Origin of the sequence: Saccharopolyspora taberi (assembly GCF_039534165.1) — a bacterium.
Taxonomy (GTDB): Bacteria; Actinomycetota; Actinomycetes; order Mycobacteriales; family Pseudonocardiaceae; genus Saccharopolyspora_D; species Saccharopolyspora_D taberi.
In genome coordinates this window covers 377,880-400,815 of record NZ_BAAAUX010000016.1, presented here as the reverse complement: position 1 = coordinate 400,815, position 22,936 = coordinate 377,880, and the positions used below count along the sequence as shown (strand labels likewise).

Genomic DNA, 22,936 nt, shown 5'->3' with positions numbered 1-22,936 from the left:
GAACTGGACCACATGCGCAGTCCACTAATCCGCTTTCCTGGTAGTCCACTTCTCCGGCGCGGGCGGCTCCCTTGCACGACCCGCACGACAGGTGTGTGATCGGGGACACATCTGGTGCCGGCAGCGCGGGCAGGGCAGCCGGCCATCAACGCAGGGAGCGAGTCATGGGCACCAAGCAGACAAGCACCGTGGGAGGTCACGCCGGGCCGGCTCCATCGGACCCGGCCATGATCCGCAACGTCGTCCTGGTCGGGCCTTCCGCATCCGGCAAGACCACGCTGGCCGAGGCGTTGCTGGCGGCCACCTCGACGATCAACCGCAGCGGTTCGGTCGTGGAGGGCACCACGGTCTGCGACCACGAACCGGCGGCCATCGAGCAGCAGCGCTCGGTCGGCCTGGCCGTCGCCGCGATGCACCACGGCGACCACAAGATCAACCTGATCGACACCCCCGGGTACGCCGACTTCGTCGGCGAGCTGCGCGCGGGCCTGCGCGCCGCCGACGCGGCGCTGTTCGTCGTCTCGGCTGCCGAAGGCGTGGACGCGCCGACGCAGACCATCTGGCACGAGTGCGGCGCGGTCGGGATGCCGCGCGCCGTGGTCATCTCCCGGCTCGACGCCCCGCGCGCCAACCTCGACGCCGCGATCGAGTCCTGCCGGGAGGCGTTCGGCCCCGGCGTGCTGCCGCTCTACCTGCCGCGGCGCGAGTCCGACGGGACCGTCTCCGGCCTGATCGGCCTGATCACCGGGGAGGGCCAGGACGGGCAGCGGCGCGACGAGCTCATCGAGGCGATCATCGCCGAGAGCGAGGACGAGACGCTGATGGAGCGCTACCTCGGCGGCGAGGCCGTCGACGAGCAGACGCTGATCAGCGACCTGGAAACGGCGGTCGCGCGCGGCGGCCTGCACCCGGTGCTGCCGGTGTGCGCGCTGACCGGGGTGGGCGTGACCGAGGTGCTGGACGGGATCATCCGGGGCTTCCCGTCCCCGCTGGAGCACCCGCTGCCGGAGTTCACCGACCCGCAGGGCGGCAACCCGCGGACCCTGACCTGCGACCCGTCCGGGCCGCTGGCGGCCGAGGTCGTGCACACCTCGGTCGATTCCTACGTCGGCCGGGTGTCACTGGCACGGGTGTTCTCCGGGACCATGCTCCCCGAGCGCGCGGTGCACGTCTCCGGCCACGGCATGGCCGACCGCGGCCACCCCGACCACGACGAGGACGAGCGGGTCGCGCACCTGTACTCGCCGCTGGGCCAGAACCTGCGCGAGACCCCGCACTGCGTGGCCGGTGACCTGTGCGCGCTGACCAAGATCGGCTCGGCGGAGACCGGCGACACGCTGTCCGACCCGTCCGAGCCGCTGCTGCTCACCCCGTGGCCGATGCCCGAGCCGCTGCTGCCGATCGCGGTCACCGCGCACACCCGCAGCGACGAGGACGCGCTGGCGCGCAACCTCAACCGGCTCATCGCCGCCGACCCCAGCCTGCGGCTGGACCGCGACAGCGAGACCCACCAGCTGGTGCTGTGGTGCATGGGCGAGGCGCACGCCGAGGTGGTGCTGCAACGGCTGCGCGAGGGTGGCGCGGAGATCGACACCGAGCCGGTCCGGGTCGCCCTGCGGCAGACCTTCGCCCAGCCGGCGAAGGGCCACGGCCGCCACGTGAAGCAGTCCGGCGGGCACGGCCAGTACGCGGTGTGCGACATCGAGGTGGAGCCGCTGCCCCGCGGGTCCGGCATCGAGTTCCTGGACCGGGTGGTCGGCGGGGCGGTCCCGCGCCAGTTCATCCCGAGCGTGGAGAAGGGCGTGCGGCAGCAGATCGAGAAGGGCATCGAGGAGGGCCAGCCGCTGGTGGACCTGCGGATCACGCTGGTCGACGGCAAGGCTCACAGCGTCGACTCGTCCGACGCGGCGTTCCAGACCGCGGGCGCGCTGGCCCTGAAGGCGGCGGCGGAGCAGGCGGGGCTGGTGACGCTGGAGCCGGTCGACGAGGTCGAGGTGCACATCCCGGACGAGCACCTGGGCGCGGTGCTGGGCGACCTGTCCGGCCGCCGGGGCAAGGTGGTCGGCACCGAGCCCGAGGACGCCGGGTGGACGACGGTGCGCGCGCACGTCCCGTCGAGCGAGCTGGTGCGCTACGCGATCAACGTGCGGTCGCTGAGCTCCGGCAGCGCGTCGTTCAGCCGCCACTTCGAACGCTACGAACCGATGCCCGCCGCCTTGAGGAAGTGAGCGGCTACCGGTCCTGACGGGCGCTGCGGTGCACGGCGTGCAGCCGCTGCGCGATGGTGACCACCGACAGCGCTGCCAGCAGCCACAACGCGATGTCGAGCACGTACGGCAGGCCCAGGCCGTGCAGCCCGGCGCCGACCAGCAGCAGGATGAACCGCTCGGCGCGCTCGGCCACGCCGCCGTCGGCCCGCAGCCCGTTGGCCTCCGCGCGCGCCTTGACGTAGGAGATCACCTGCGCGCAGACCAGGCAGATCAGCAGCGCGAGCCCGCGCACCCGGCTGCCGTCGACCACCAGCGCCCACCACACGAACGCGCCGAACAGCGCCCCGTCGACGATCCGGTCGCAACTGGCGTCGAGCACCCCGCCGAACCGCGTGGCCCGCCCCCCGGCCCGCGCCATCGCCCCGTCCAGCACGTCGAACAGCAGGAACACCGTCACCACGGCGGAACCGACGAACAGCTCTCCGCGCGGGAAGAACCACAGGGCGGACGCGACGCTGGCGACCGTCCCGGCGACGGTCACCGCGTTCGGGGTGAGACCGAGCCGCACCAGCGCGCTCCCGACCGGATCGGTGACCCGCGACAACGAAGCCCGCGCGAAGATGTTGAGCATTACCCGCCTGTGCGCTGTGCCGTCTGCTTACTCCGTGCAGAGTAGCTCCCCTGATCACGGCGCAGGTGCCAGCCGGTTGTCACCACCTCGGGTAACCCGGTCCGAGCCGGGCCCGCCGCCCGCCGGACCTCACCCGATCCGGTGAGTCCAGAGGGAACGGCGCGGAAGCCCTTGCGGCGCAGGGAAGTCAGTCCACCTCGCGCCAGGCGGCGGCGAGCAGCTGCCGGGTCTCGCCCAGCAGCTGCGGCAGCACCTTGGTGTGGCCGATGACCGGCATGAAGTTCGAGTCGCCGCCCCAGCGCGGGACCACGTGCTGGTGCAGGTGCGCGGCGATGCCCGCGCCCGCGACCGGCCCCTGGTTCAGCCCGATGTTGAAGCCGTGCGGCGCCGAGACCTTCCGGATCACCCGCATCGCGTGCTGGGTGTACTCGGCGACCGCCCTGGTCTCCTCGCTGGTCAGGTCGGTGTAGTCGGCGACGTGCCGGTACGGCAGCACCATCAGGTGGCCCGGGTTGTACGGGTAGAGGTTGAGGATCGCGAACACGACCTCGTCGCGGGCCACGATCAGCGTCTCGTCGTCCGGCCGCCCCGAGTCGAGCAGCCGGCAGAACGGGCAGCCGTCGCTCTCGTCGCCCTGCGGCTTGTTCTCGCCCTGGATGTAGGCCATCCGGTGCGGGGTCCACAGCCGCTGGAGCGCGTCGTGCACGCCGATGCCGTGCTGCTCGACGAGTTCGGGTTCCTCCGGCCGACCGGTCACGCCAGCTCCGTCTGGAAGGTCTCCGCGGTCGGCGAGGAGTTCTCCCGCCGCTCCACCCAGCGGGTCAGCGCGGCCACCGCGCTGTCCACCGGCACCCCGTTGATCTGGGTGCCGTCGCGGAACCGGAACGAGACCGCGTCGGCCTCGACGTCCTTGCCGCCCGCCAGCAGCAGGAACGGCACCTTCTGCGTGGTGTGGTTGCGGATCTTCTTCTGCATCCGGTCGTCACCGCCGTCGATGTCGACCCGGATCCCCTTGGCGCGCAACGCCTTCGCCACCCGGTGCAGGTGGTCGAGGTGCTCGTCGGCGATCGGGATGCCCACGGCCTGCACCGGTGCCAGCCACGCCGGGAACGCGCCCGCGTAGTGCTCGGTGAGCACGCCGAAGAACCGCTCGATCGACCCGAACAGCGCCCGGTGGATCTTGATCGGCTGCTGCCGGGAACCGTCCGGGGCGGTGTACTCCAGGTTGAACCGGTCGGGCAGGTGGTAGTCGACCTGGATGGTCGACATCTGCCAGGTGCGGCCCAGCGCGTCCTTGGCCTGCACCGAGATCTTCGGGCCGTAGAACGCGGCGCCGCCCGGGTCCGGGACCAGCTCCAGCCCGGAGGACTCGGCGGCCTCGCGCAGCGCCTCGGTCGCGATCTGCCAGCTCTCGTCGTCGCCGACGTACTTCTCCTCGTTGCGGGTGGACAGCTCCAGGTAGAAGTCGTCGAGGCCGAAGTCGCGCAGCAGGTTGAGCACGAAGTCCAGCAGCGACTTCAGCTCGTCCTGCAGCTGGTCCGGGGTGCAGTAGATGTGCGCGTCGTCCTGGGTCATGCCGCGCACCCGGGTCAGGCCGTGCACCACGCCGGACTTCTCGTACCGGTAGACCGACCCGAACTCGAACAGCCGCAGCGGCAGCTCCCGGTAGGACCGGCCGCGCGAGCGGTAGATCAGGTTGTGGAACGGGCAGTTCATCGGCTTGAGGTAGTAGTCCTGGCCCGGCTTGCGGACCTCGCCGTCCTCGTCGCGCTCCTCGTCGAGGTGCATCGCCGGGAACATGCCGTCCTTGTACCAGTCCAGGTGGCCGGAGGTCTCGAACAGCGCGCCCTTGGTGATGTGCGGGCTGTAGACGAACTCGTAGCCCGCCTCCTCGTGCCGCCGCCGCGAGTAGTCCTCCATCGCGCGGCGGATGATGCCGCCCTTCGGGTGGAACACCGGCAGCCCGGAGCCGACCTCGTCGGGGAAGGAGAACAGGTCCAGCTCGGCGCCCAGGCGGCGGTGGTCGCGGCGCTCGGCCTCGGCCAGCAGCTCCAGGTGCTCGTCGAGCTTGTCCTTCGACTCCCACGCGGTGCCGTAGATCCGCTGGAGCTGCTGGTTGTTCTGGTCGCCGCGCCAGTAGGCGGCGGCCACCCGCATCAGCTTGAAGGCCGGGATGAACCGGGTGTGCGGGACGTGCGGGCCGCGGCACAGGTCGCCCCAGACGACCTCGCCGTGCCGGTCGACGTTGTCGTAGACGGTCAGCTCACCGGCGCCGACCTCCATGACCTCGCTGGTGTCGACGTCCTCGCTGCCGGACTTGAGGTCGACCAGCTCCAGCTTGTACGGCTCGTCCGCGAGCTCGGCCCGGGCGGCCTCGATCGACTCCAGCTTCCGGCGGGAGAACTTCTGCCCGGACTTGATGATCTGCTTCATGCGCTTCTCCAGCGCCTGCAGGTCCTCCGGGGTGAACGGCTGGGCGACGTCGAAGTCGTAGTAGAAGCCGTCCCGCACCGGCGGTCCGATGCCCAGCTTGGCCTCGTCGTGCAGCTGCTGGACCGCCTGGGCCAGCACGTGCGCGGCGGAGTGCCGGATGACGCTGCGGCCGTCCTCGGTGCTGGCGGCCACCGCCTCCACCTCGACATCGGCCTCCGGCGACCAGGCCAGGTCGCGCAGGGCGCCCTCGGCGTCGCGGACCACCACGACCGCGTCCGGCCCCTTGGACGGCAGCCCCGCCTCCAGGACCGCCTCCCCGGCAGTAGTGCCCGCCGGAACCTTCACCCGGGGTGCTTGCTGGGCGGCGGAAGGCTGAACGGACACGGTTACTCCTAGGCTGGGCCGGCCGGGCCGGCACGCTGACACGCTTCGCACATCGATGCTATCGGCCGGTCGCGTGCCCGTTCCGGCCAGCTCCGGTCGGCGAGGGCTCGGCCGCGCCTGCGACCCGGCCCGCCGGGATCAGGCCGCGTCGAGCGGCACCACCGATCCCGGCCGCCTCAGAGCATCACTTCGATCTCACCCGCCGAAGCCCGCCCACCGGTGTAAGGCCCCTGCACCGCCCGCACTCCCAGCTGCCGGAGCCGCTTGGCCTGCTCGTCGGTGCGCACGCCGTGCGCCACCACCGGCACCCGCAGCAGCCGGGCCGACTCGGCGAGGCTGGACACCAGGTGCTCGTCCAGCGGATCCGGCCCGGCGGGCTCGGTGAAGCTGTCCAGGTAGTCCCCGCGGATCTGCACCGCGGTCAGCGGGAGCGGGCGCAGCCTCGGGATCAGCGCCAGGTCGCGGCCGAAGTCGAACAGCGTCGGCCGCACGCCCATCTCGGCGATGATGTCCAGCACGTCGAGCGGGTCGCCGCTGGCGTCGAACAGCGCCGACTCCGGCATGCCCAGCGCCAGCCTGCCCGGCGGGAGGCCGGTCTCGCGCAGGATGCGCTGGAGGTCGCCGACCAGCTCGGGGTCGCGGAAGTGCCGCGCGGAGAGGTTGACCCGGGCGATCGGGGCGGACCGGCCGAACCGCCTGGCCCACACCAGCGCCTGCTCGCACACCCGCTCCAGCAGCCAGCTGCCCAGCCGGGTGATCATCCCGGTCTCCTCGGCGAGCTCGATGAAGTGCTCCTCGCCGAGCTCGCCGAGCTCGGGGTGGTCCCAGCGCAGCTGCGCGTCGGCCGCGACCAGGGCGCCGGTCTCCAGCCACACGACCGGCTCGTACTCGACGAACATGTCGTTCTGCTCCAGCGCGGCGGGCATCGCCGCGGAGAGCCGGAACCGCCTGCGGGCGTCGGCGTTGCGGTGCGGGTCGAACAGCATCCACTGCGCCCGGCCGTCGGCCTTGGCCCGGTAGAGGGTGATGTCGGCGTCGCGCAGCAGCTCGTCCGGGCTGGTCGTCGCGACCTCGCACTCGACCACGCCCACGCTGGCCGAGGCGGTCAGCTCGTGCCCGCCGATGCGCACCGGCCGGGTGATCTCGGCCAGGATCCGCTCCACCAGTTCCAGCTGCCGGGCGGTCCCCTGGCTGTCGGCGGTCAGCACCACGAACTCGTCGCCGCCCATCCGCGCGGTCAGCATCGACTCGCCGGTGGTCAGCGCCTGCATCCGCTGGGCGACCGCGCGCAGCAGGTCGTCGCCCGCGGGGTGGCCGAGGCTGTCGTTGACCGCCTTGAACCCGTCGAGGTCGAAGTAGCACAGCCCGACCCGCCGCCCCGGGTGGGTCGGTTCGAGCGCGGCATCCATCGTGGTCTTGAGCAGGATCCGGTTGGCCAGGCCGGTCAGCGGGTCGTGGGTGGCCTGCCTGCGGAACTGCTCCTGGAGCATGTGCCGCTCGGTGATGTCCTCGTAGAGCAGGACCTGGTAGTCCGGTTCGCCGTGGGCGTCGCGGACCAGCGACGCCGAAAGCCTGGTCCAGATGTGCGCGCCGTCCGGTCCGCTGAACCGCAGGTCGCGCTGGAACCGCTCGCTGCGCCCGACGACCAGGTCGCCGTCGGCGGCGCGCAGGTCGTCGATCCAGTCCTGGTCGGCGAGGTCGAACATGCTGTCGCCGACCAGCCTCCGGCCGGTGCACCGGAAGATCCGCTCCATCGACGGGTTGACCTCCTCGATCGTCCCGTCGAGGGTGGCGATCGCGATGCCCAGCGCCGAGGAGACGAACACCGCGCGGGAGCGGGCCTCGCTCGCGCGCAGCGCCTCCTCGGCCGCGTCGCGGGCGCGCAGCACCGCCTGCTTGATCACTTCCTGCTGTTCCAGGGTCCGGCACCGCAGCTTCCCGGCGAACCCGGCCGCCAGCGCGCCGAGCACGGCGGCGATGCGCGCCGGCGCGGCGCCGGGGAGCAGGCGCGGGAGCTCCGCGGCCAGCAGCCGCAGCGTCCGCGCCAGCGCGTCGGTGTGCGTGAAGTGGACCTCGACCAGCCCGGAGCCCACTCCGGTCGCGGGCGGGCCGGGCTCGTCGGCGGCGGTCATCGCCGCCAGCAGCTCGTCCACGTGCACCGCCAGGAACCCCTGCACCTCCTGGCGGGCGAACGGCACGTAGCTGGTGTTGATGATCTCCTGGGTCCAGCGCCGGGCCAGTTCCACCCGGTCCGGCCCGGAGACTGGGGTCCGGTCCATCTAGACCTTTCGTCCGAGGGCCCCGTAGACGATCGACTCCGAGGGGTCGGCCCACACGTCCTCCGGGCTGTCGGGGTGCCACGACGGGACGTAGACCACGCCCGGTTCGACGAGCTCGAAGGGCGACATGAGGTCGGCCACCTCCTCCCTGGTGCGGGACACGACGGGGTTGCTGCTGTTCTTGTAGAGCTCGATGATCGGGTCCAGCGACTCCGGGTGGTGCTCGCGGCTCGCGTGCGACAGGCCCAGGTAGCTGCCGGGGACGAGCCGGTCGCCGTAGGCGCGCAGGACCTCCGCGGGCCGCTGCGAGTCGGGCACGAAGTGCAGCAGCGCGATCATGAGCACCGCGACCGGCTGGTCGAAGTCCAGTAATCGCCTCGCCTCCGGCGAGTCGAGCACCCCGGGCACGTCGACCAGGTCGGCGCGCAGGACGCCGGCGTGCTCGTTGCCCTCCAGGATCGTTTCGCTGTGGGCGACCGCGACCGCCTCGTTGTCGACGTAGAGGACCCGGGCGGTGGGATCGACGCGCTGGGCGATCTCGTGCACGTTGCCCGCGGTCGGGATGCCCGAGCCGATGTCGAGGAACTGGCGCACGCCCCGGTCGAGCAGGTACCGCACGGCGCGGCGCAGGAACGCGCGGTTGTTCTGCGCCAGTTCCCGCACGTTGGGAACCGCGGCCTCGACCCGGCGCGCGAGCTCGCGGTCGACGGCGAAGTTGTGCGCGCCGCCGAGGTAGTAGTCGTAACACCTCGCAGCGCTCGGGGTTTCCAGATCGACGCCCGTGGGCAGCCAGTCCGGCCGCAGTTCCATCGACAGTGACTCCCTCGTGAGACGGCCCGGAGGACGGTCGCAGCACCCGGTGATCAGCACATCGGGTGGATTGATCAAGCCGCATCGTACTGTCACGGACCGCAGTCGGTCACGTACTGATTGTGGAAGTCGGTGAGCTTCCCGGCGGGCGGAGGAGCCATCGCCGGGCCGGTATGACGATTGTCACCGTCCGCATCGCGGGATCCCGAGTAAGGCATCCCTAAGCTGGAACGCATCCCGGTTCGATCCCGGTGCAATCCAGCGGCTCAACGTGCGAGCCGAGACGTATTCGTCCCCGCGACCATTGTCTCTCGTGGCGGGGAGCAGGAGGAGATTTGATGACCCGCCCACTGCGTGTAGCGATCGTCGGGGCAGGACCGGCAGGCATCTACGCCGCCGACATCCTGACCAAGTCGGAAACGCCGGTGGACATCGACCTGCTTGACCGGATGCCCGCACCGTACGGACTGATCCGCTACGGCGTGGCACCCGACCACCCGCGGATCAAGGGCATCGTCAACGCGCTGCACCGCGTGTTGGAAAAGCCCGAGATCCGCTTCCTGGGCCACGTCGACTACGGCGTGGACCTCAAGCTCGACGACCTGCGCCGGCACTACGACGCGATCATCTTCTCCACCGGCGCCGACAAGGACCGCGAGCTCGACATCCCCGGCGTCGACCTGGCGCACAGCCACGGCGCCGCGGACTTCGTCTACTGGTACGACGGCTACCCCGAGGCCACCCGCGACTGGACGCTCGACGCCGAGCAGGTCGCGGTCATCGGTGCGGGCAACGTCGCGCTGGACGTGGCGCGGGTGCTGGCCAAGCAGGCCGACGACCTGCTGCGCACCGAGATCCCGGACAACGTCTACCAGGGGCTCAAGGCGTCCAAGGTGACCGACGTGCACCTGTTCGCCCGGCGCGGCCCGGCGCAGTCCAAGTTCACCCCGCTCGAACTGCGGGAGCTCGACCACCAGGACGGCGTCGAGCTGATCGTGCACCCCGAGGGCTTCGAACTGGACGAGGCCAGCGAGGAAGCCATCCGCACGAACAACCAGGTCAAGACGATCGTCAAGACCCTGCAGGACTGGGCGCTGCGGGACCGCCAGGACAACACCCCGCGGCGGCTGCACTTCCACTTCCTGCGCAGTCCCGCCGAGATCACCGGCACCGACCGGGTCGAGGGGCTGCGGACCGAGGTCATGGAGCTCACCGGTGACGGCAGGGTGCGCGGCACCGGCGAGTTCGAGGAGTACCCGGTGCAGGCGGTGTACCGCGCCGTCGGCTACCTCAGCTCCCCGGTGGCGGACCTGCCGTTCGACCACGGCAGCGGCACCGTGCCCAACGACGGCGGCCGGGTGCTCGACATCGACGGCGACCACATCCCCGGCGTCTACACCACCGGCTGGATCAAGCGCGGCCCGGTCGGCCTGATCGGCCACACCAAGGGTGACGCGCTGGAGACGATCAACAACCTGCTCTCGGACCTGGACTCGCTGTCCTCCGCCGAGCAGCCGGAGCAGGAAAGCGTCCTGCGGCTGCTGGAGGAGCGTGGCGTCGAGTACACGACGTGGGACGGCTGGAACCGGCTGGACGCCCACGAGAAGGCGCTCGGCGAGGCCGAGGGCCGGGAGCGCATCAAGGTCGTTCCGCGCGACGAGATGGTCCGCATCGCCCGCGCCGAAGGCTGACCACTCCGGACCGGAAAGCGGCCCGTGCCTCGGCGCGGGCCGCTTTTCGCGTTTCCGGACCAGCGCTTCCCGTTGCCGCACAAGGGCTTTTCCGCTGATCCGCTCAGGAGCGGCGTCGGTACACCGAGACGGTCACCGCCGCCGACACGCGCACCGGGTCGGGCAGCTCGGCGATGCGGGCGCGCATGTCCTCCGGCGCTGAATGCCACGCGCTCGGCCCCATCCCGACCACGGCTTCGACCTCGCCTGCGCCCAGCGACATGGTGAACTCGCGGGGCCGCAGCGCGACGGCTTCGAACAGGCCGGACAACTGCTCGTCGAGCCGTTCCCGCTTGCGCTCGTCGACGTTGAGCAGACCGAGGCTGGTCACCAGCTCGGCCAGGTGCCCGGAATTCGGGGTGACCACCACCAGGTGGCCTCCTGGCCGCAGCACGCGGTGCATCTCCGCGGCGTTGCGCGGTGCGAAGACGTTCAGCAGCACTGACACCGATCCGCTGCGCACCGGGAGCGCGCGCCAGGCATCGGCGACGACCGAACCGACGCGCGGGTGGATCCGGGCCGCGCGCCGGGCGGCGTACTTCGACACGTCCAGCGCGAGCCCCGCGCCCGGGACGCGGTCGAGCACGCGGGCCAGGTAGTAACCGGTGCCCGCGCCGATGTCGACGACGTGGGCCGGGGCCGGTTCCACCTCGGCCACGGCGTCGGCGACCTCGTCGGCGATCGGGTCGTAGTGGCCAGCGGCGAGGAACTCGGCGCGGGCGGCGACCATCGCGGCGGTGTCGCCCGCACCGGCCCTCGGGTGGCCGGAGAGCAGGCTGGCGTAGCCCTGCCGGGCGAGGTCGAACACGTGCCCGCCCGCGCAGCGCAGGCCGCGCTCGGCCAGTTCGAGGCCGAGCCCGCAGTGCGGGCAGGCCAGCACGTCCACCACGTCGTCCAGCACGCCGGGGCTCCTCCCTGTCGACCGGCAACGCTAACGCCTCCGGCCGGACGTTTCGGACCCGACCGGAGTCGGCCACCCTGGTGTTCGGGAGAGGGGGAATCGGAAGAGAGGGGGAATCGGAAGAGAGGGAAACCGGAAAGGGGTGCGATGGACTGGACGTGGTTCGGCTCCGCCGGTTACGGGCAGGCGCGGTTCGCGGTCCAGCACCTGCTCGCCCTGATCTACCTGATGGGTTTCCTGACGGCGGTGCACCAGTTCCGGCCGCTGCTCGGCGAGCGCGGGCTGACGCCGGTCCCCCGGTTCCTGGCGGCCACCGGGTTCCGGCAGTCGCCGAGCCTGTTCCACCTGCACTACTCCGACCGCTTCTTCGCGGTGGTCGCGTGGACCGGGGTGGTGCTCAGCGCCGCGGCGCTGGCCGGTGCCACCGACGTGCTGCCGCTGTGGGCGCACATGGCGGTGTGGGCGGTGCTGTGGGCGCTGTACCTGTCGATCGTCAACATCGGACAGGTCTGGTACGCCTTCGGCTGGGAGTCGCTGCTGCTGGAGGCCGGGTTCCTGGCGGTGTTCCTCGGTCCCGCGCAGATCGCGGCGCCGATGCCGGTGATGTGGCTGCTGTGCTGGCTGCTGTTCCGGGTGGAGTTCGGCGCGGGCCTGATCAAGATGCGCGGCGACAGCTGCTGGCGCGACTTCACCGCGCTGTACTACCACCACGAGACCCAGCCGATGCCCGGACCGCTGAGCCGGGCGTTCCACCACCTGCCCAGGCCGCTGCACCGCGTCGAGGTCGCCGCGAACCACTTCACCCAGCTCGTGGTCCCGTTCGGGCTGTTCGCCCCGCAGCCGGTCGCCACCGCCGCGGGGCTGATCATCGTGATCACGCAGCTGTGGCTGATGTTCAGCGGCAACTTCGCCTGGCTCAACCTGATCACCATCACGCTGGCCTTCGCCGCGATGGACTCGCGCGCCCTGGGCTGGATCCCGCTCCCGGCCACGACGCCGTCACCGCCGTGGCACCTCGCCGCCGTGCTGGCGCTGGCGGTGCTGATCGTGGTGCTGAGCTACTGGCCGGTCCGCAACATGCTCGGCAGGAAGCAGGTGATGAACCGCAGCTTCAACCGGTTCCACCTCGGCAACACCTACGGCGCGTTCGGCAGCATCACCCGCACCCGCCACGAGCTGGTGGTCGAGGGCGACGACGGCACCGGCTGGCGGGAGTACGACTTCAAGGGCAAACCGGGCGACGTGCGGCGCAGGCCGCCCCAGGTCGCCCCCTACCACCTGCGGCTGGACTGGCTGATGTGGTTCTGCGCGATCTCCCCCGGCTACGGCCGGACCTGGCTGCCGCGCTTCCTGGCCGCACTGCTGCGCAACGACCGGCAGGTGCTGAAGCTGTTGCGCCGCAACCCCTTCCCCGAGCGACCGCCGGAACGGGTGCGGATCCGGATGTTCCGGTACCGGTTCACCACCCGCGCCCAGCGGCGCGAGACCGGGGCGTGGTGGGTGCGGACCCCGTCGAGCGAGCTCGTGCCGCCCGTGTCGCTGGCGGACCTGGGCTGAACTGGCGGACTTGGGCTGATCCGAAGCGGCCGGAAGTCAGGCGACGTCCCGCACGAGCGCCGCCAGGTCCGGCAGCAGCAACCACGCCACCACCAGCAGGCAGACGACCTCGATCACCCGCTCGATCCGCTTGCCGGACTTCGAGCCGACCCGCCAGCGCATCGGTTCCGGCAGGATGTGCGACCGCCGCCAGCGCGCGCCCCGGCACCGCCCGGCGTCGGTGACCGCGCACTTGGCGCAGGGGCGGCGGAGCGGCCAGCACCACGGGATGCCGCTGCGGGTCGCCGAATCGCCTGCCGAGTGCACGATCATCCCCACGCTCAGCGACGCGCCCGCGTACCAGCCGAGATCCGCCATCGCTCCCGACATGCTCAACCCCGCCGTGATGAGCAGCGCGAACGCGATCGCCGGCAGGTCGCGATGGGTCTTGAGGACCCGGCGGACCCACCGCGGCCCGGACCGCGACAACGCGCTGATCCCGGGCGCGAGCACGAGGACCATCACCACCGCCGTGACCCACTGGGTGATCTGGGCACCGATTCCGACCAGAAGTCCCAGAACGAGGGCGAAAACCGGGGTGTGGACCAGGCCGCGGTGTTCCCCGTCCCCGGCGGGGTCGTGCGGCATCCGGGTGCGCCGGTAGGCGATCCGTGCGAGGACCTGGAAGACCTCGCCGACGATGCCGGTGATCGGGCCGCCCGAGCGGTAGGCGGTCGCCCCGTCGGCGTCGAGGTCCGGCAGCAACGCTGCTCCCGCTCCCAGCAGCGCGCCCACCGCGGTGCCCGCCGCACCGAGATCGGCACCGGTCAGCCCGCCGATCGCCGACGACGTCAGCGCCCCCGCCAGCGCGCCCGTGCACGCGTGTCCCCCAGCCTCCATGCCACCGCTCCCGTCGATGATCGAAAACAGCGGCAGTCTGCCAAGGAGGGCGGCCGGATCGACGCCTGATCCGTGAAGATCACCGGGACGGACGCAGCGCCGCTAGCCGAGCCGCGGGAGGGCGCCGCTGGGGCCTTCGCTCAGCGACACCGGGTGCGACGGCGGGTTGTCGGTCCCGCGCCCGGCGAACCGGCCCGGGCCGAGGCTCACCTCTCCGGTCGGTCCGGCCGAGACCTGGTTCAGGCTCGCCGAAAGATCGGCTTCCAGGCCGGGCAGCTTGAGCCGGACCAGGAACGGCAGCAGGAACCCGACCGCCACCATCGCGGTGAGCACCGGGGTCAGGGTCGCCATCATCACGGTGGTGACCTGGTAGCGGAGCAGGAAAGCGCCCCACAGCACCACGAGCAGCACCAGGGAGAGGCCGATCAGCGCCGCGCTGCCCAGCACGCTGGTCCGGGTCACCCGCAGGCTCCGCTTGGCCAGCGCCAGCACCCGGTGGGCCTCGGCGTGCCCGGGGTCGAGCCGGACCGCCTTCTTGAGGTACCGCACCGCGACGCGGTGCCGCAGCGGGCGGGCCTGCACGTCGGCGCCTTCGCCGATCTTGTAGGCCGCGACGCCCGCGACGAAGTACGGCTCGGGTTCGCGGGAGGCCAGCTCGATCGCGTCGGTGGCCACCGACAGCGCCTCCTGGTGCAGGTCGTCGCGCTGGGTGTCGTCCCCGCGCTGCACCAACAGCCTGGCCAGCGCCAGCTGCACCTGCCAGCGCGGCCGGTCGCAGTCGGGGCGCTTGAGCACGAACCGCAGCGCGTCCTCGGCGCTGACCAGGTCGCCGGAGGCGCGCCACAACGCGGTGGACAGCCCGATCGCCGCCGCCGCGCTGCCCGGGGAGATCACGATGGCCTGCCGGAACCGCTGCACCGCCAGGCTCGCCCACTCCCCCGGCTCGGCGGCGTCCAGATCCCGTTGCAGGTGGAGGTTTCCGAGCTGGATGTGCGCGTGCACGTCGTACCAGTCGCGGTCCAGCGCCTTCTTCAACAGCTCCTCGGCCTCGTCGAAACGCCCGAGGTGCCCGTAGAACGCGCCGAGGTCGACGTAGCTGCCCCGATGCGGGTGCAGTTCGATCGACCGCTTCAGGTGGTGTTCGGCGACCGGATATTCGTTGCGGCGGAAGGACAGGACGCCCAGGCACAGGTGCGCCACGTGGTCGCGGGGATCGTCCCGCAGCACGGCCAGGCACAGTTCCGACACCTCGTCGTAGCGCTTGCTGTTGCCGCTGCGCAGGTAGGTCCACGCCAGGCCCAGCCGTGACTCATCAGAGCACGGTAATTCCCGAAGCGAGTAGCGGAACCGGTACTCGGCATCGTCGTATCTGCCCTGCGACAGCGAAACCCAGCCAAGCCCGTACCACGCGTCGGACGCCTCGACTGGCCCGACCGCATCGTCGCGCAGCGCCTCGAACGCGCTCTCGGCCTCGGCGCAGCGCTCCTGGTCCCGCAGAATCCAGCCCAGCTCGCCGCGCAGCGAGCGGTCGAGCGGGAAGCGCTCCAACGCGGTGCGCACCAGTTGTTCGGCCTCGGCGAAGCGACGCAGCGATCGCAACGTGGCCGACTTGGCGACCGTGGTCGCCGAGCCGAAGGGATCCAGGTCCAGTGCCCGGTCGAACCACTCCAGAGCCTGGTCGAAGCGGTTCGTCTCGTCGCGGATCTCCCCGAGTTGGCGTGGAAACGTCGAGTGCGACGGCTCGGCCTTCGCCGCTTCCAGGGCGGCTTGCTCGGCTTCGGGGTACCTGCCCGACTCCCGCAGAACCGAGATCTCCTCGACGCGGCACGAGGTGCCGAACGGATCCCGTTCCCGCGCACGGCGGGCGTGCTCGAGCGCCTCGTCGTAACGGCCCGCCAGCCGGAGCGTCGTGGCGATTTCCTTTTCCATCACGGCGGACTCCGGAAATCTGCCGGATTCGCGTCGCAGCAGGGCCAGCGCGTCTTCGTAGCGGCGCTGGTGCCGGAGCACCCGCACCTGCTCGATGAGCACGAAGACGTCGGCGGGATTGCGCTCCCAGAGTTCGCGCAGCCGGTCGAGCGCCGCGTCAAACCTCCCCCGGTCGGTGTCCAGCCACGCAGCCCGGCGCAGGAACCACTGATCGTCCGGGAACAGTTCGATTCCCCTGGTGACAGCCGATTCGGCATCGCCCAGCCGCCGCATCAGGGTCAGCACGTGAATGCGATACGACATCGCCCTCGCGTTGAGGGGCTCCCGTTCCAGGGCGATGTCGGTCTCGGACAGCGCTTCCTCGTACCTGCCCAGGGTCAGGTACTGCTGCACCAACCGGTAGCGCAGGTACCACGTGCCCCCGCACACCGAGAGCGCGTTGCGCAGCGTGGCAAGCACTTCCTGGTGCTGACCCAGCCGGTCCTGCACCAGGGCCAGCTCCTCGTGCAGTCCATGGTGCCGCGGTCGCTTGCGGAGTCCTTCGCGGGCGGCGTGCTCCGCCTGGTTCAGCTTCCCCGCGATTCGCAGGGTGATCACGCGGCTTTCCAGAGCAGCGCCGTGCGCGGGAGCGATGTCGAGGGTCTGCTCGAACCGGCGCAGCGCCTCCGAGTGCTCGTCCCTGGCCAGGTGCACCCGGCCCAGCTCGTAGCAGAAGTCCGGGTCCTGGGGGAACCTTCCGGCGGTGGCGGTCGCCTCGTCGACCACGTCGTCGTGCCGGTTCTGGCTGCGCAGCAAGGCGGTGCGCTGCCGGTGCAGGGCGCTGGCGACCGGTTCGGTCTCCAGCGCCCGCCGAATCTCGTCCTCCTCCTCCGCGAAGCGCCGCTGATCATGCAGGACGTATGCCAGTTGGAGCCGGAGCCCCGGGGAGAACGGCAGCAGCCGCAACGATTCCCGCACGCGTCGTTCGGCCTCCGGCAGCCGCTGCGTGACGCGGAGCAGGAATGCCTCGGTGATGTAAGCCCAATCGCAGTACTGGTCGATTTCGGCCGCTCGCGTGGCCAATTCGAGAGCATCGCCGGTCCGGCCGAGGCGGCGGAACAGCCACGCCTGTTCGAGCAGGAGCCCGGGATCGTCAGGGCACCGGGCCAGCGCGCTCGCCGCCGCGGCTTCGGCTTCCGGCAGCCGGTCCGCTCGGTACAGCAGGTCGAGCTGCCGTTGGAGCGCTGGAGGGTACTCGGGATCAATCGCCAGCGCCTGCTCGATCCTGGTCAGCGCCTCGTCGTGCTGGTCCTGGTCGAGGGCCAGCATCGCCTGTGCTGTCCGGAAATCGACCGAGCCGGGGAATCGGTGAATCGCCTCCGTGACGGCGTCCTCGGCTTCCTCGAAGCGGGAGAGCAGTCGCAGCACGCTGATCTTGTGGTCCCACGCGGAGTTGTGCCAGGGATCGGCCCGCAGAGCTTCCTCGTACCGCACAAGGGCGTCTGCGGGCCTGCCCTGCACGGCGTGCACGCGCCCCGCGGCAAACAGCAGATCCGGATGGTCCGGATGGATGCGCAACGCCTCTTCCACCGCTGCGCCCGCTTCTTCGAACCGGCCGAGCCTGCGGAGCCCGATCACCCGGCACTCCAGCACGTCGAGATCACGGGGCTCGACAGCACGCGCCGAGTCGAACTGCTCCAGCCCGTCCTCCAGCCGCTGCATCCGAAGGAACGTGCAGCCGAGCGCGATGCGGATCCGCACGCTGTCCGGAAAGGTCTCCAGCCCCTGCCGCGCTACCTTCTCCGAATCGGCGTACCGGTACACCCGCTCCAGAGCCGCGACCCGCCACGACACGGCCACGTCGGAAGCCGGATCCAGCTCAACGGCCTTCTCAAAGTGCTCCAACGCCAGGGTGCCGCGCTCCCGGTCCAGCGCCATCCGGCCCCGCAGAACGCGTACCTCCGCGCTGTCTTCCAGTACCGACAGCGCTTGCTCCGCCTCCGCGAAGCGGCAGCGGCGCCGGAGCAGATCGATGTCGTCCAGCTCGGAAATCGCCCTCACCCCGACCGCGTCCTGGCAGCATCGACAACGGCGCAGTGTGCCAGGACGGCGGTCGGGGCAAGGCCGATTCCGCCAAGATCACCAGGCCGGACGCAGCATCACCAGGCCGGACGCAGCGGCATCCGCGCCTCGCCGCCATCGAGGCGGACGCCGAGAACCTGGTGCAGCTGCACGACGTTGAGCTCGAAGCCGAGGCGGCAGGCGGCCATGTACAGCCGCCAGATGCGGGCGCGGGCCGGGCCCACCTCGCGGACGGCCTCGGACCAGTTCGCTTCGAGGTTGGCGCACCAGCCCGCGAGCGTCAGCGCGTAGTGCTCGCGCAGGTTCTCCTCGTGGCGCACCTCGAAGCCGTTGTCGTTCATCTCCGACACCAGCGTGCCGACCGGTTCCAGCTCGCCGTCCGGGAAGACGTAGCGGCCGATGAACTTGCCGGGCCGCGAACCGTGGCTGCCGTCCGGGCGGGTGATGCTGTGGTTGAGCATCCTGCCGCCGGGCTTGAGCTTGTCGTGCAGGAACGAGAAGTACGACGGCAGCTGCGCGCGCCCGATGTGCTCGGTGAGCCCGATGGAGCTGACCGCGTCGAAACCGGACTCGGGCACGTCGCGGTAGTCCAGGTGGCGGACCTCGGCCAGGTCGGCCAGCCCCCGCTCGGCGATGGCCTTCTGCGCCCACTGCGCCTGCTGGCGGGAGAGCGTGACCCCGAGCGCGCGCACGCCGTAGTGCTTCGCCGCGTGCAGCACCATGCCGCCCCAGCCGCAGCCGACGTCGAGCAGCCGCATCCCCTTGGACAGCCCGAGTTTCCGCGCCACCAGGTCGTGCTTGGTGAACTGCGCCTCCTCCAGGGACGACGTCGACTCCGGGAACACCGCGCAGGTGTAGGCCATCGACGGCCCCAGGACCCACTCGTAGAAGCGGTTGGACACGTCGTAGTGGTACGAGATCGCCTTGCTGTCGCGGGACTTCGAGTGCCGCCACCCGCGCGGCCGGTACTCCTGCTCCGGCGGGCGCACCGGCCACCACAGCCGCCGCGCCCCCAGCTGCGCCATCAGCCCGATCCGGGTCCGGAGCGGGATCTCGCCGACCGTCAGCTTCGGGAAGCTCGCCAGCGCGGTGTACATGTCACCGTGCACCTCCAGCGCACCGGTGACGTAGGCGCGTGCCAGACCGAGCTCCCCCGGCGCCGCCGCGAGGTGCGAGAAAGCCAGCGGCGAGCGGATCTCGATGGTGACCTCCGCGCCCGGTCTGCCCGCGCGACTGCCGTCGTAGGCGCGGAACTCGACCGGGACGTCGTTGCCGAGGATCCGCGGGAACACCTCTGCCAGACCCATGAGCGACACTCCTTCCCCCGCCGGGAGTCACTTCTCCCGGACGCACTTGTCGTACAGCCCCGGGAGCCGGCCGTCCGGGTCGTAGCGCTCCTTGAGCCGTTGGTAGCTGGGACGGTTGTAGAGCCGCCAGAATTCCTCCTCCTCGTAGAAGGAGTTCGAGTACAGCGACTTGTGGCCGTCGAGTTCGCCGACCACCCGCTCGATCGCCCGGTTGTACCGGCCCGGCGCCTCCCCCCTGCGCAGCGGCACGGTGGACCAGAACCCGACGTTGACGTACAGCGCGTCGGGATCCATCGGGTACAGCGGCCAGCCCTGCCCGTCGCGCAGCTTCACCGGGCACAGCCAGACCGGGCTGATCCCGATCTCGGTGTGGAAGAACTCCAGGAACTCCGCCAGCCGCTCGACCGGGATCTCCACGTCCTGGATCACCGGCTCGTTCCCGCCGAGGCCGCGCAGCTTCGAGATCCGGTCGGTCAGGCCGGTCCGGCGGTCCCAGGCCACGATCCGCCGGTAGGTGTCCGAGCGCCGGTAGCGGCGCGGCCAGAACCTGCGGACCAGCGGGTGCTGCACGCCGAAGGCGCGCGAGCACCAGAACCAGTCGGTGTCCCAGCGCCACAGGTAGTCGTGGATGGTCAGGTGGTCGGTCTGCCTGCGCCGCATCGACCGGTAGTAGACGTCCTGGCCGGTGTAGTCGCTGGTCGGCGGCGCGTCGGGCCGGTAGGAGCCGAGCGTGAGGTACTGCTCGGACGCGGTGAAGACGGTCCCGTCGAGGAAGTCCACGGGGTGGCCGTCGAAGGAGCCGGTGCGGCAGATCTCGGCGATCGCGGCGGCGCATTCGGCGGCCGTGCCGAACCGCAGGTGGCGCAGCCGCACGTAGGGCTGCACCTGCTCCAGCTCGATCTCCAGCCGGAGCGCGTAGCCCAGCGTGCCGTAGGAGTTGGGGAATCCGCGGTAAAGCTCCGCGTGCTCGTTGTCCGGGCGGGCGACCACGACGCTGCCGTCACCGGTGAGGATCTCCATCTCCCGCACCGACTCGTGCGGCAGCCCGTTGCGGAAGGACGTCGACTCGATGCCGAGCCCGGCGATCGCGCCGCCGAGGGTGATCGTCTTCAGCTGCGGGACCACCATCGGGATCCGCCCGGCGGGCAGCAGCGCGTCGACGACGCTCTCGTAGGTGGCCATGCCCTGCACCTGCGCGGTGCCCGCCGCGGTGTCGATGCCGAGCACCCGGTTGAACCGGCCGACGTCCAGGCCGGGCCCGGCGGCCGGGTCCCGGAACCGGAACAGGTTCGAGGTGGTCTTGGCCAGCCGCACCGGTGACCCGGCGGGCAGCCGGGCGTAGCTGTCCCGCAACGCGGCGACCTCGGCGGAATGACTGGCGGGGACTGCGGTTCCGGGCTCGGCTCCCATGAGTCGACCTTAGGTCGGGGACCGCGCCGGGGCATCCCACGTGCGGATGCCGCGCACCTGCCGCCTGGGCGATCAAGCCGGGTGAACCGGAGATGAATGCATTTCGCAAGTGTCGGACGCCCGTCCACTCCGGACCCCGGTTCGCACTGGTCGCGAGCCTGGCGGACACCCGTCGGAGAGCGGACCGGATCACTGTTGCATATGCTTTGCAACAATGCCCAGCCAAGTGCGCGATTTCGATCACAGTCCGGGAGAACCAGCGATGTCCGACACCGGCACCACCGATCTCCACGTCGTCCGCCCGGCCACCCGCGCCGACGCCGACGGCGCGCGGTCGGTCATCCTCGACACGCTCTACCAGGTGCTGGGCACCGGGTTCATCCCGCGCTGGCACCGGGACGTCATCGACATGGACGCGGCCTACTTCGACAACCCGCGGCAGCAGCTGTTCGTCGCCGAGGCCGCCGACGGCCGGATCGTGGCCACCGCCGCGGTGCGGGCCGACGGGCCGCAGAGCCCGCCGCACCCGCCGTGGCTCGCCGAGCGCTACCCGTCGGGGACGACCGCGCAGATCTTCCGCGTCTACGTGCGCCCGGAGCACCGCCGCCACGGGCTCGCCCGCGAGCTGGTCCGGCTGGCCTGCCGGTTCGTCGCCGAAACGCCCGGGTACGACACGATCTACCTGCACACCAACACCGCGATCGAGGGCGCGGAACCGTTCTGGCGCAGCGTCGCCGAGGAGGTCTACGACGGCCGGACCGATCCCCGGTACAGCCCGGCCGTCCACTTCGAGATCCCGATCCCGGACCGCCACGAGGTGCCCGCGACCCGCTCGTGAGCGGAAAAGCCGCTCACGAACCGGAGCGCGCTCGGCTGCTCGTCGGTCGTGGTGCCCCGTCGGCCTTCCCGCCCGGCAGGCCGAACTCCTCGGCCATCGGCAGTACCCGTCAAGTCACCCGTTCAGCGCAGGCGAGCGCGGCGCAAGGCCCAGGCGCGCAGCCCGCGGAACCCCTGGACCTTGGTCGGTCCGATCGAGATCAGCGCGTACTCCGGGCGGTGCCGCAGCGCGGCCGACAGCTCCCGGTCGACCAGCACCGACGCGGGCCGGGCCACCGAGGTCAGCCTGCTGGCGATGTTGACCGTGGAGCCGTAGACGTCGCCGAAGCGGGCCAGCACCACGCCCTGCGCCAGCCCGATCCGCAGCGGGGGCAGCCGGGTCGACTCGGCGATCTGCTCGTTGAGGTTCAGCGCGATCTCGGCCGCCTCGGCCGGGGCGTCGGTGACGAACAGGACCTCGTCGCCCACGGTCTTGACGATCCGGCCGTGGTTCTCGGCGACCACGCCGGTGGCCAGCTCCTCGAACTCGTCGATCAGCCGGGCCAGCTCCAGCTCGGTGAAGTCCCGGATCAGCCGGGTGTAGCCGACGATGTCGGCGAAGCCGATCACCTGGGTCCGCTCGTCGGCCCCGTCGTCGGCCATCTCCCGGGTCGCCGTCGCGGTGAGGTGCCGCCGCCAGACGTAGCCCTGCAGCTCCTCCATCACCGGCATCACCGCGCCCGCGAACTGCGCGGTGGTGGCCAGGTCCCCGGAGAACTGGTCGCCCAGCACCGACTTGAAGATCCCGACCTGCCACTCCGCCAGCCGGGACATGGCCTGCCCGAGCGAGCGCGCGACCGCGGTCTCCACCTCCGGCATCAGCACCTGGGCGGAGACCAGCTGGGCCAGCCGCCGCAGGGCGGCCACGTCGGCGTCGGTGAACACCACGTCGTCGTCGCCGACGTGGGCGAAGCCCATCGCCTGCCAGAGCCGTTCGGCGCGGACCAGCTCGACCCCGACGGCCTCGGCCACATCGGCCTTGGTGTAGCGGGCCGGGCCGCCCAGCAGTGCCTCCTGCACCTCCTGGCCGGCGGCCGACGCGTCATCGCGAGGTTCGTACAACGAGCACATCGCATTCCGCGCGGCGGGAAACCTCCGAAGGCACCGAGCCGAGGATCCGCCCCTTCACCGTGTTCAGCCCCCGGCTGCCCACCACGAGCAGGTCGGCCCCGTGCTTCTCGGCGACCTCCACCAGCGAGGCGACCGGAGCGCCGACCATCGGCACCGTCTCGATCTCGGTCGCGCCCGCCGCCCTCGCCCGGTCGGTGGCGTCCAGCAGGGTGTTCTCGGCCGGCGTCGAACCGATCACCTGGAACGCCTCGCCACCCAGCTCCTGCTTGGCCTGCTCGACGTCGCGGTCGGTGTTCGGGTAGTACGCGCAGACGATCACCAGCACGGCGGTGGCGTCCCTGGCGACCTCGGCGGCCCGGGCGACCGCGCGCAACGACGGCGGCGAGCCGTCAGTGCCGACCACGACCTTGCGGTAACTGGGCATCGATCCTCACTTCCGGACAACTGCGGGCTGCGGTGCACGCGGAC

16 protein-coding genes are annotated in these 22,936 nt (G+C 71.2%); 4 read left to right on the top strand and 12 right to left on the bottom strand.

What is annotated here, in order from left to right:
• Positions 1–164 precede the first annotated feature (164 nt).
• Positions 165–2,228, top strand: a complete 2,064-nt coding sequence (locus ABD691_RS20725) for an elongation factor G-like protein EF-G2 (protein WP_344682141.1) — start codon at positions 165–167, stop codon at positions 2,226–2,228.
• 4 nt (positions 2,229–2,232) lie between these two features.
• Here ABD691_RS20725 and pgsA read toward each other — a convergent pair whose 3' ends face one another.
• The 5 genes from pgsA to ABD691_RS20700 form a co-directional block, all read right to left on the bottom strand.
• On the bottom strand, positions 2,233–2,841 hold the full coding sequence (pgsA, locus tag ABD691_RS20720; RefSeq protein ID WP_344682139.1) for a phosphatidylinositol phosphate synthase: 609 nt from the start codon (positions 2,839–2,841) through the stop codon (positions 2,233–2,235).
• A 187-nt stretch (positions 2,842–3,028) separates the two neighbouring features.
• Positions 3,029–3,598: an HIT family protein gene (locus ABD691_RS20715; protein ID WP_344682137.1), complete on the bottom strand. Its 570-nt coding sequence runs from the start codon at positions 3,596–3,598 to the stop codon at positions 3,029–3,031.
• A complete protein-coding gene (gene thrS, locus ABD691_RS20710; RefSeq protein ID WP_344682356.1) occupies positions 3,595–5,619 on the bottom strand; it encodes a threonine--tRNA ligase in 2,025 nt (674 codons plus the stop codon). Before thrS ends, ABD691_RS20715 begins: the two co-directional genes overlap by 4 nt.
• A gap of 215 nt (positions 5,620–5,834) precedes the next feature.
• On the bottom strand, positions 5,835–7,937 hold the full coding sequence (locus tag ABD691_RS20705) for a putative bifunctional diguanylate cyclase/phosphodiesterase (protein WP_344682135.1): 2,103 nt from the start codon (positions 7,935–7,937) through the stop codon (positions 5,835–5,837).
• Positions 7,938–8,747 (bottom strand): SAM-dependent methyltransferase, encoded by an 810-nt coding sequence (locus ABD691_RS20700; protein ID WP_344682133.1) that lies wholly within the window; start codon positions 8,745–8,747, stop codon positions 7,938–7,940.
• Positions 8,748–9,085: 338 nt separating this feature from the next.
• Between ABD691_RS20700 and ABD691_RS20695 the strand changes: the two genes are divergently transcribed.
• Positions 9,086–10,438 carry an FAD-dependent oxidoreductase gene (locus ABD691_RS20695; protein WP_344682131.1) on the top strand — a complete coding sequence of 451 codons (1,353 nt, stop codon included), beginning with the start codon at positions 9,086–9,088 and terminating at the stop codon, positions 10,436–10,438.
• 103 nt (positions 10,439–10,541) lie between these two features.
• On the opposite strand, the gene ABD691_RS20690 is transcribed toward ABD691_RS20695, so the two are convergent.
• On the bottom strand, positions 10,542–11,378 hold the full coding sequence (locus ABD691_RS20690; protein ID WP_344682129.1) for a methyltransferase domain-containing protein: 837 nt from the start codon (positions 11,376–11,378) through the stop codon (positions 10,542–10,544).
• A gap of 147 nt (positions 11,379–11,525) precedes the next feature.
• Here ABD691_RS20690 and ABD691_RS20685 point away from each other — a divergent pair, with 147 nt between their 5' ends.
• Positions 11,526–12,935 (top strand): lipase maturation factor family protein, encoded by a 1,410-nt coding sequence (locus ABD691_RS20685; RefSeq protein ID WP_344682127.1) that lies wholly within the window; start codon positions 11,526–11,528, stop codon positions 12,933–12,935.
• Between the two features lie 36 nt (positions 12,936–12,971).
• On the opposite strand, the gene ABD691_RS20680 is transcribed toward ABD691_RS20685, so the two are convergent.
• The 4 genes from ABD691_RS20680 to ABD691_RS20665 form a co-directional block, all read right to left on the bottom strand.
• Complete coding sequence (locus ABD691_RS20680) at positions 12,972–13,814, bottom strand: metal-dependent hydrolase (protein ID WP_344682125.1); 843 nt, start codon at positions 13,812–13,814, stop codon at positions 12,972–12,974.
• A 102-nt stretch (positions 13,815–13,916) separates the two neighbouring features.
• Positions 13,917–17,783 (bottom strand): tetratricopeptide repeat protein, encoded by a 3,867-nt coding sequence (locus tag ABD691_RS20675; protein WP_344682123.1) that lies wholly within the window; start codon positions 17,781–17,783, stop codon positions 13,917–13,919.
• A gap of 98 nt (positions 17,784–17,881) precedes the next feature.
• Complete coding sequence (locus tag ABD691_RS20670) at positions 17,882–19,111, bottom strand: class I SAM-dependent methyltransferase (protein ID WP_344682121.1); 1,230 nt, start codon at positions 19,109–19,111, stop codon at positions 17,882–17,884.
• A gap of 27 nt (positions 19,112–19,138) precedes the next feature.
• Positions 19,139–20,521, bottom strand: a complete 1,383-nt coding sequence (locus ABD691_RS20665) for an FAD-binding oxidoreductase (protein WP_344682119.1) — start codon at positions 20,519–20,521, stop codon at positions 19,139–19,141.
• Positions 20,522–20,783: 262 nt separating this feature from the next.
• Between ABD691_RS20665 and ABD691_RS20660 the strand changes: the two genes are divergently transcribed.
• Entirely contained in the window at positions 20,784–21,359 is a 576-nt protein-coding gene (locus ABD691_RS20660) for a GNAT family N-acetyltransferase (RefSeq protein ID WP_344682117.1), read from the top strand.
• 122 nt (positions 21,360–21,481) lie between these two features.
• Here the strand turns inward: ABD691_RS20660 and ABD691_RS20655 are convergent, their stop codons facing one another.
• Both ABD691_RS20655 and ABD691_RS20650 read right to left on the bottom strand, forming a co-directional pair.
• Positions 21,482–22,459, bottom strand: a complete 978-nt coding sequence (locus tag ABD691_RS20655) for an adenylate/guanylate cyclase domain-containing protein (protein ID WP_344682115.1) — start codon at positions 22,457–22,459, stop codon at positions 21,482–21,484.
• The gene (locus tag ABD691_RS20650; protein WP_344682113.1) at positions 22,440–22,892 is read right to left on the bottom strand and encodes a universal stress protein; all 453 of its coding nucleotides are present in this window, start codon (positions 22,890–22,892) and stop codon (positions 22,440–22,442) included. Before ABD691_RS20650 ends, ABD691_RS20655 begins: the two co-directional genes overlap by 20 nt.
• Positions 22,893–22,936: the final 44 nt, after the last annotated feature.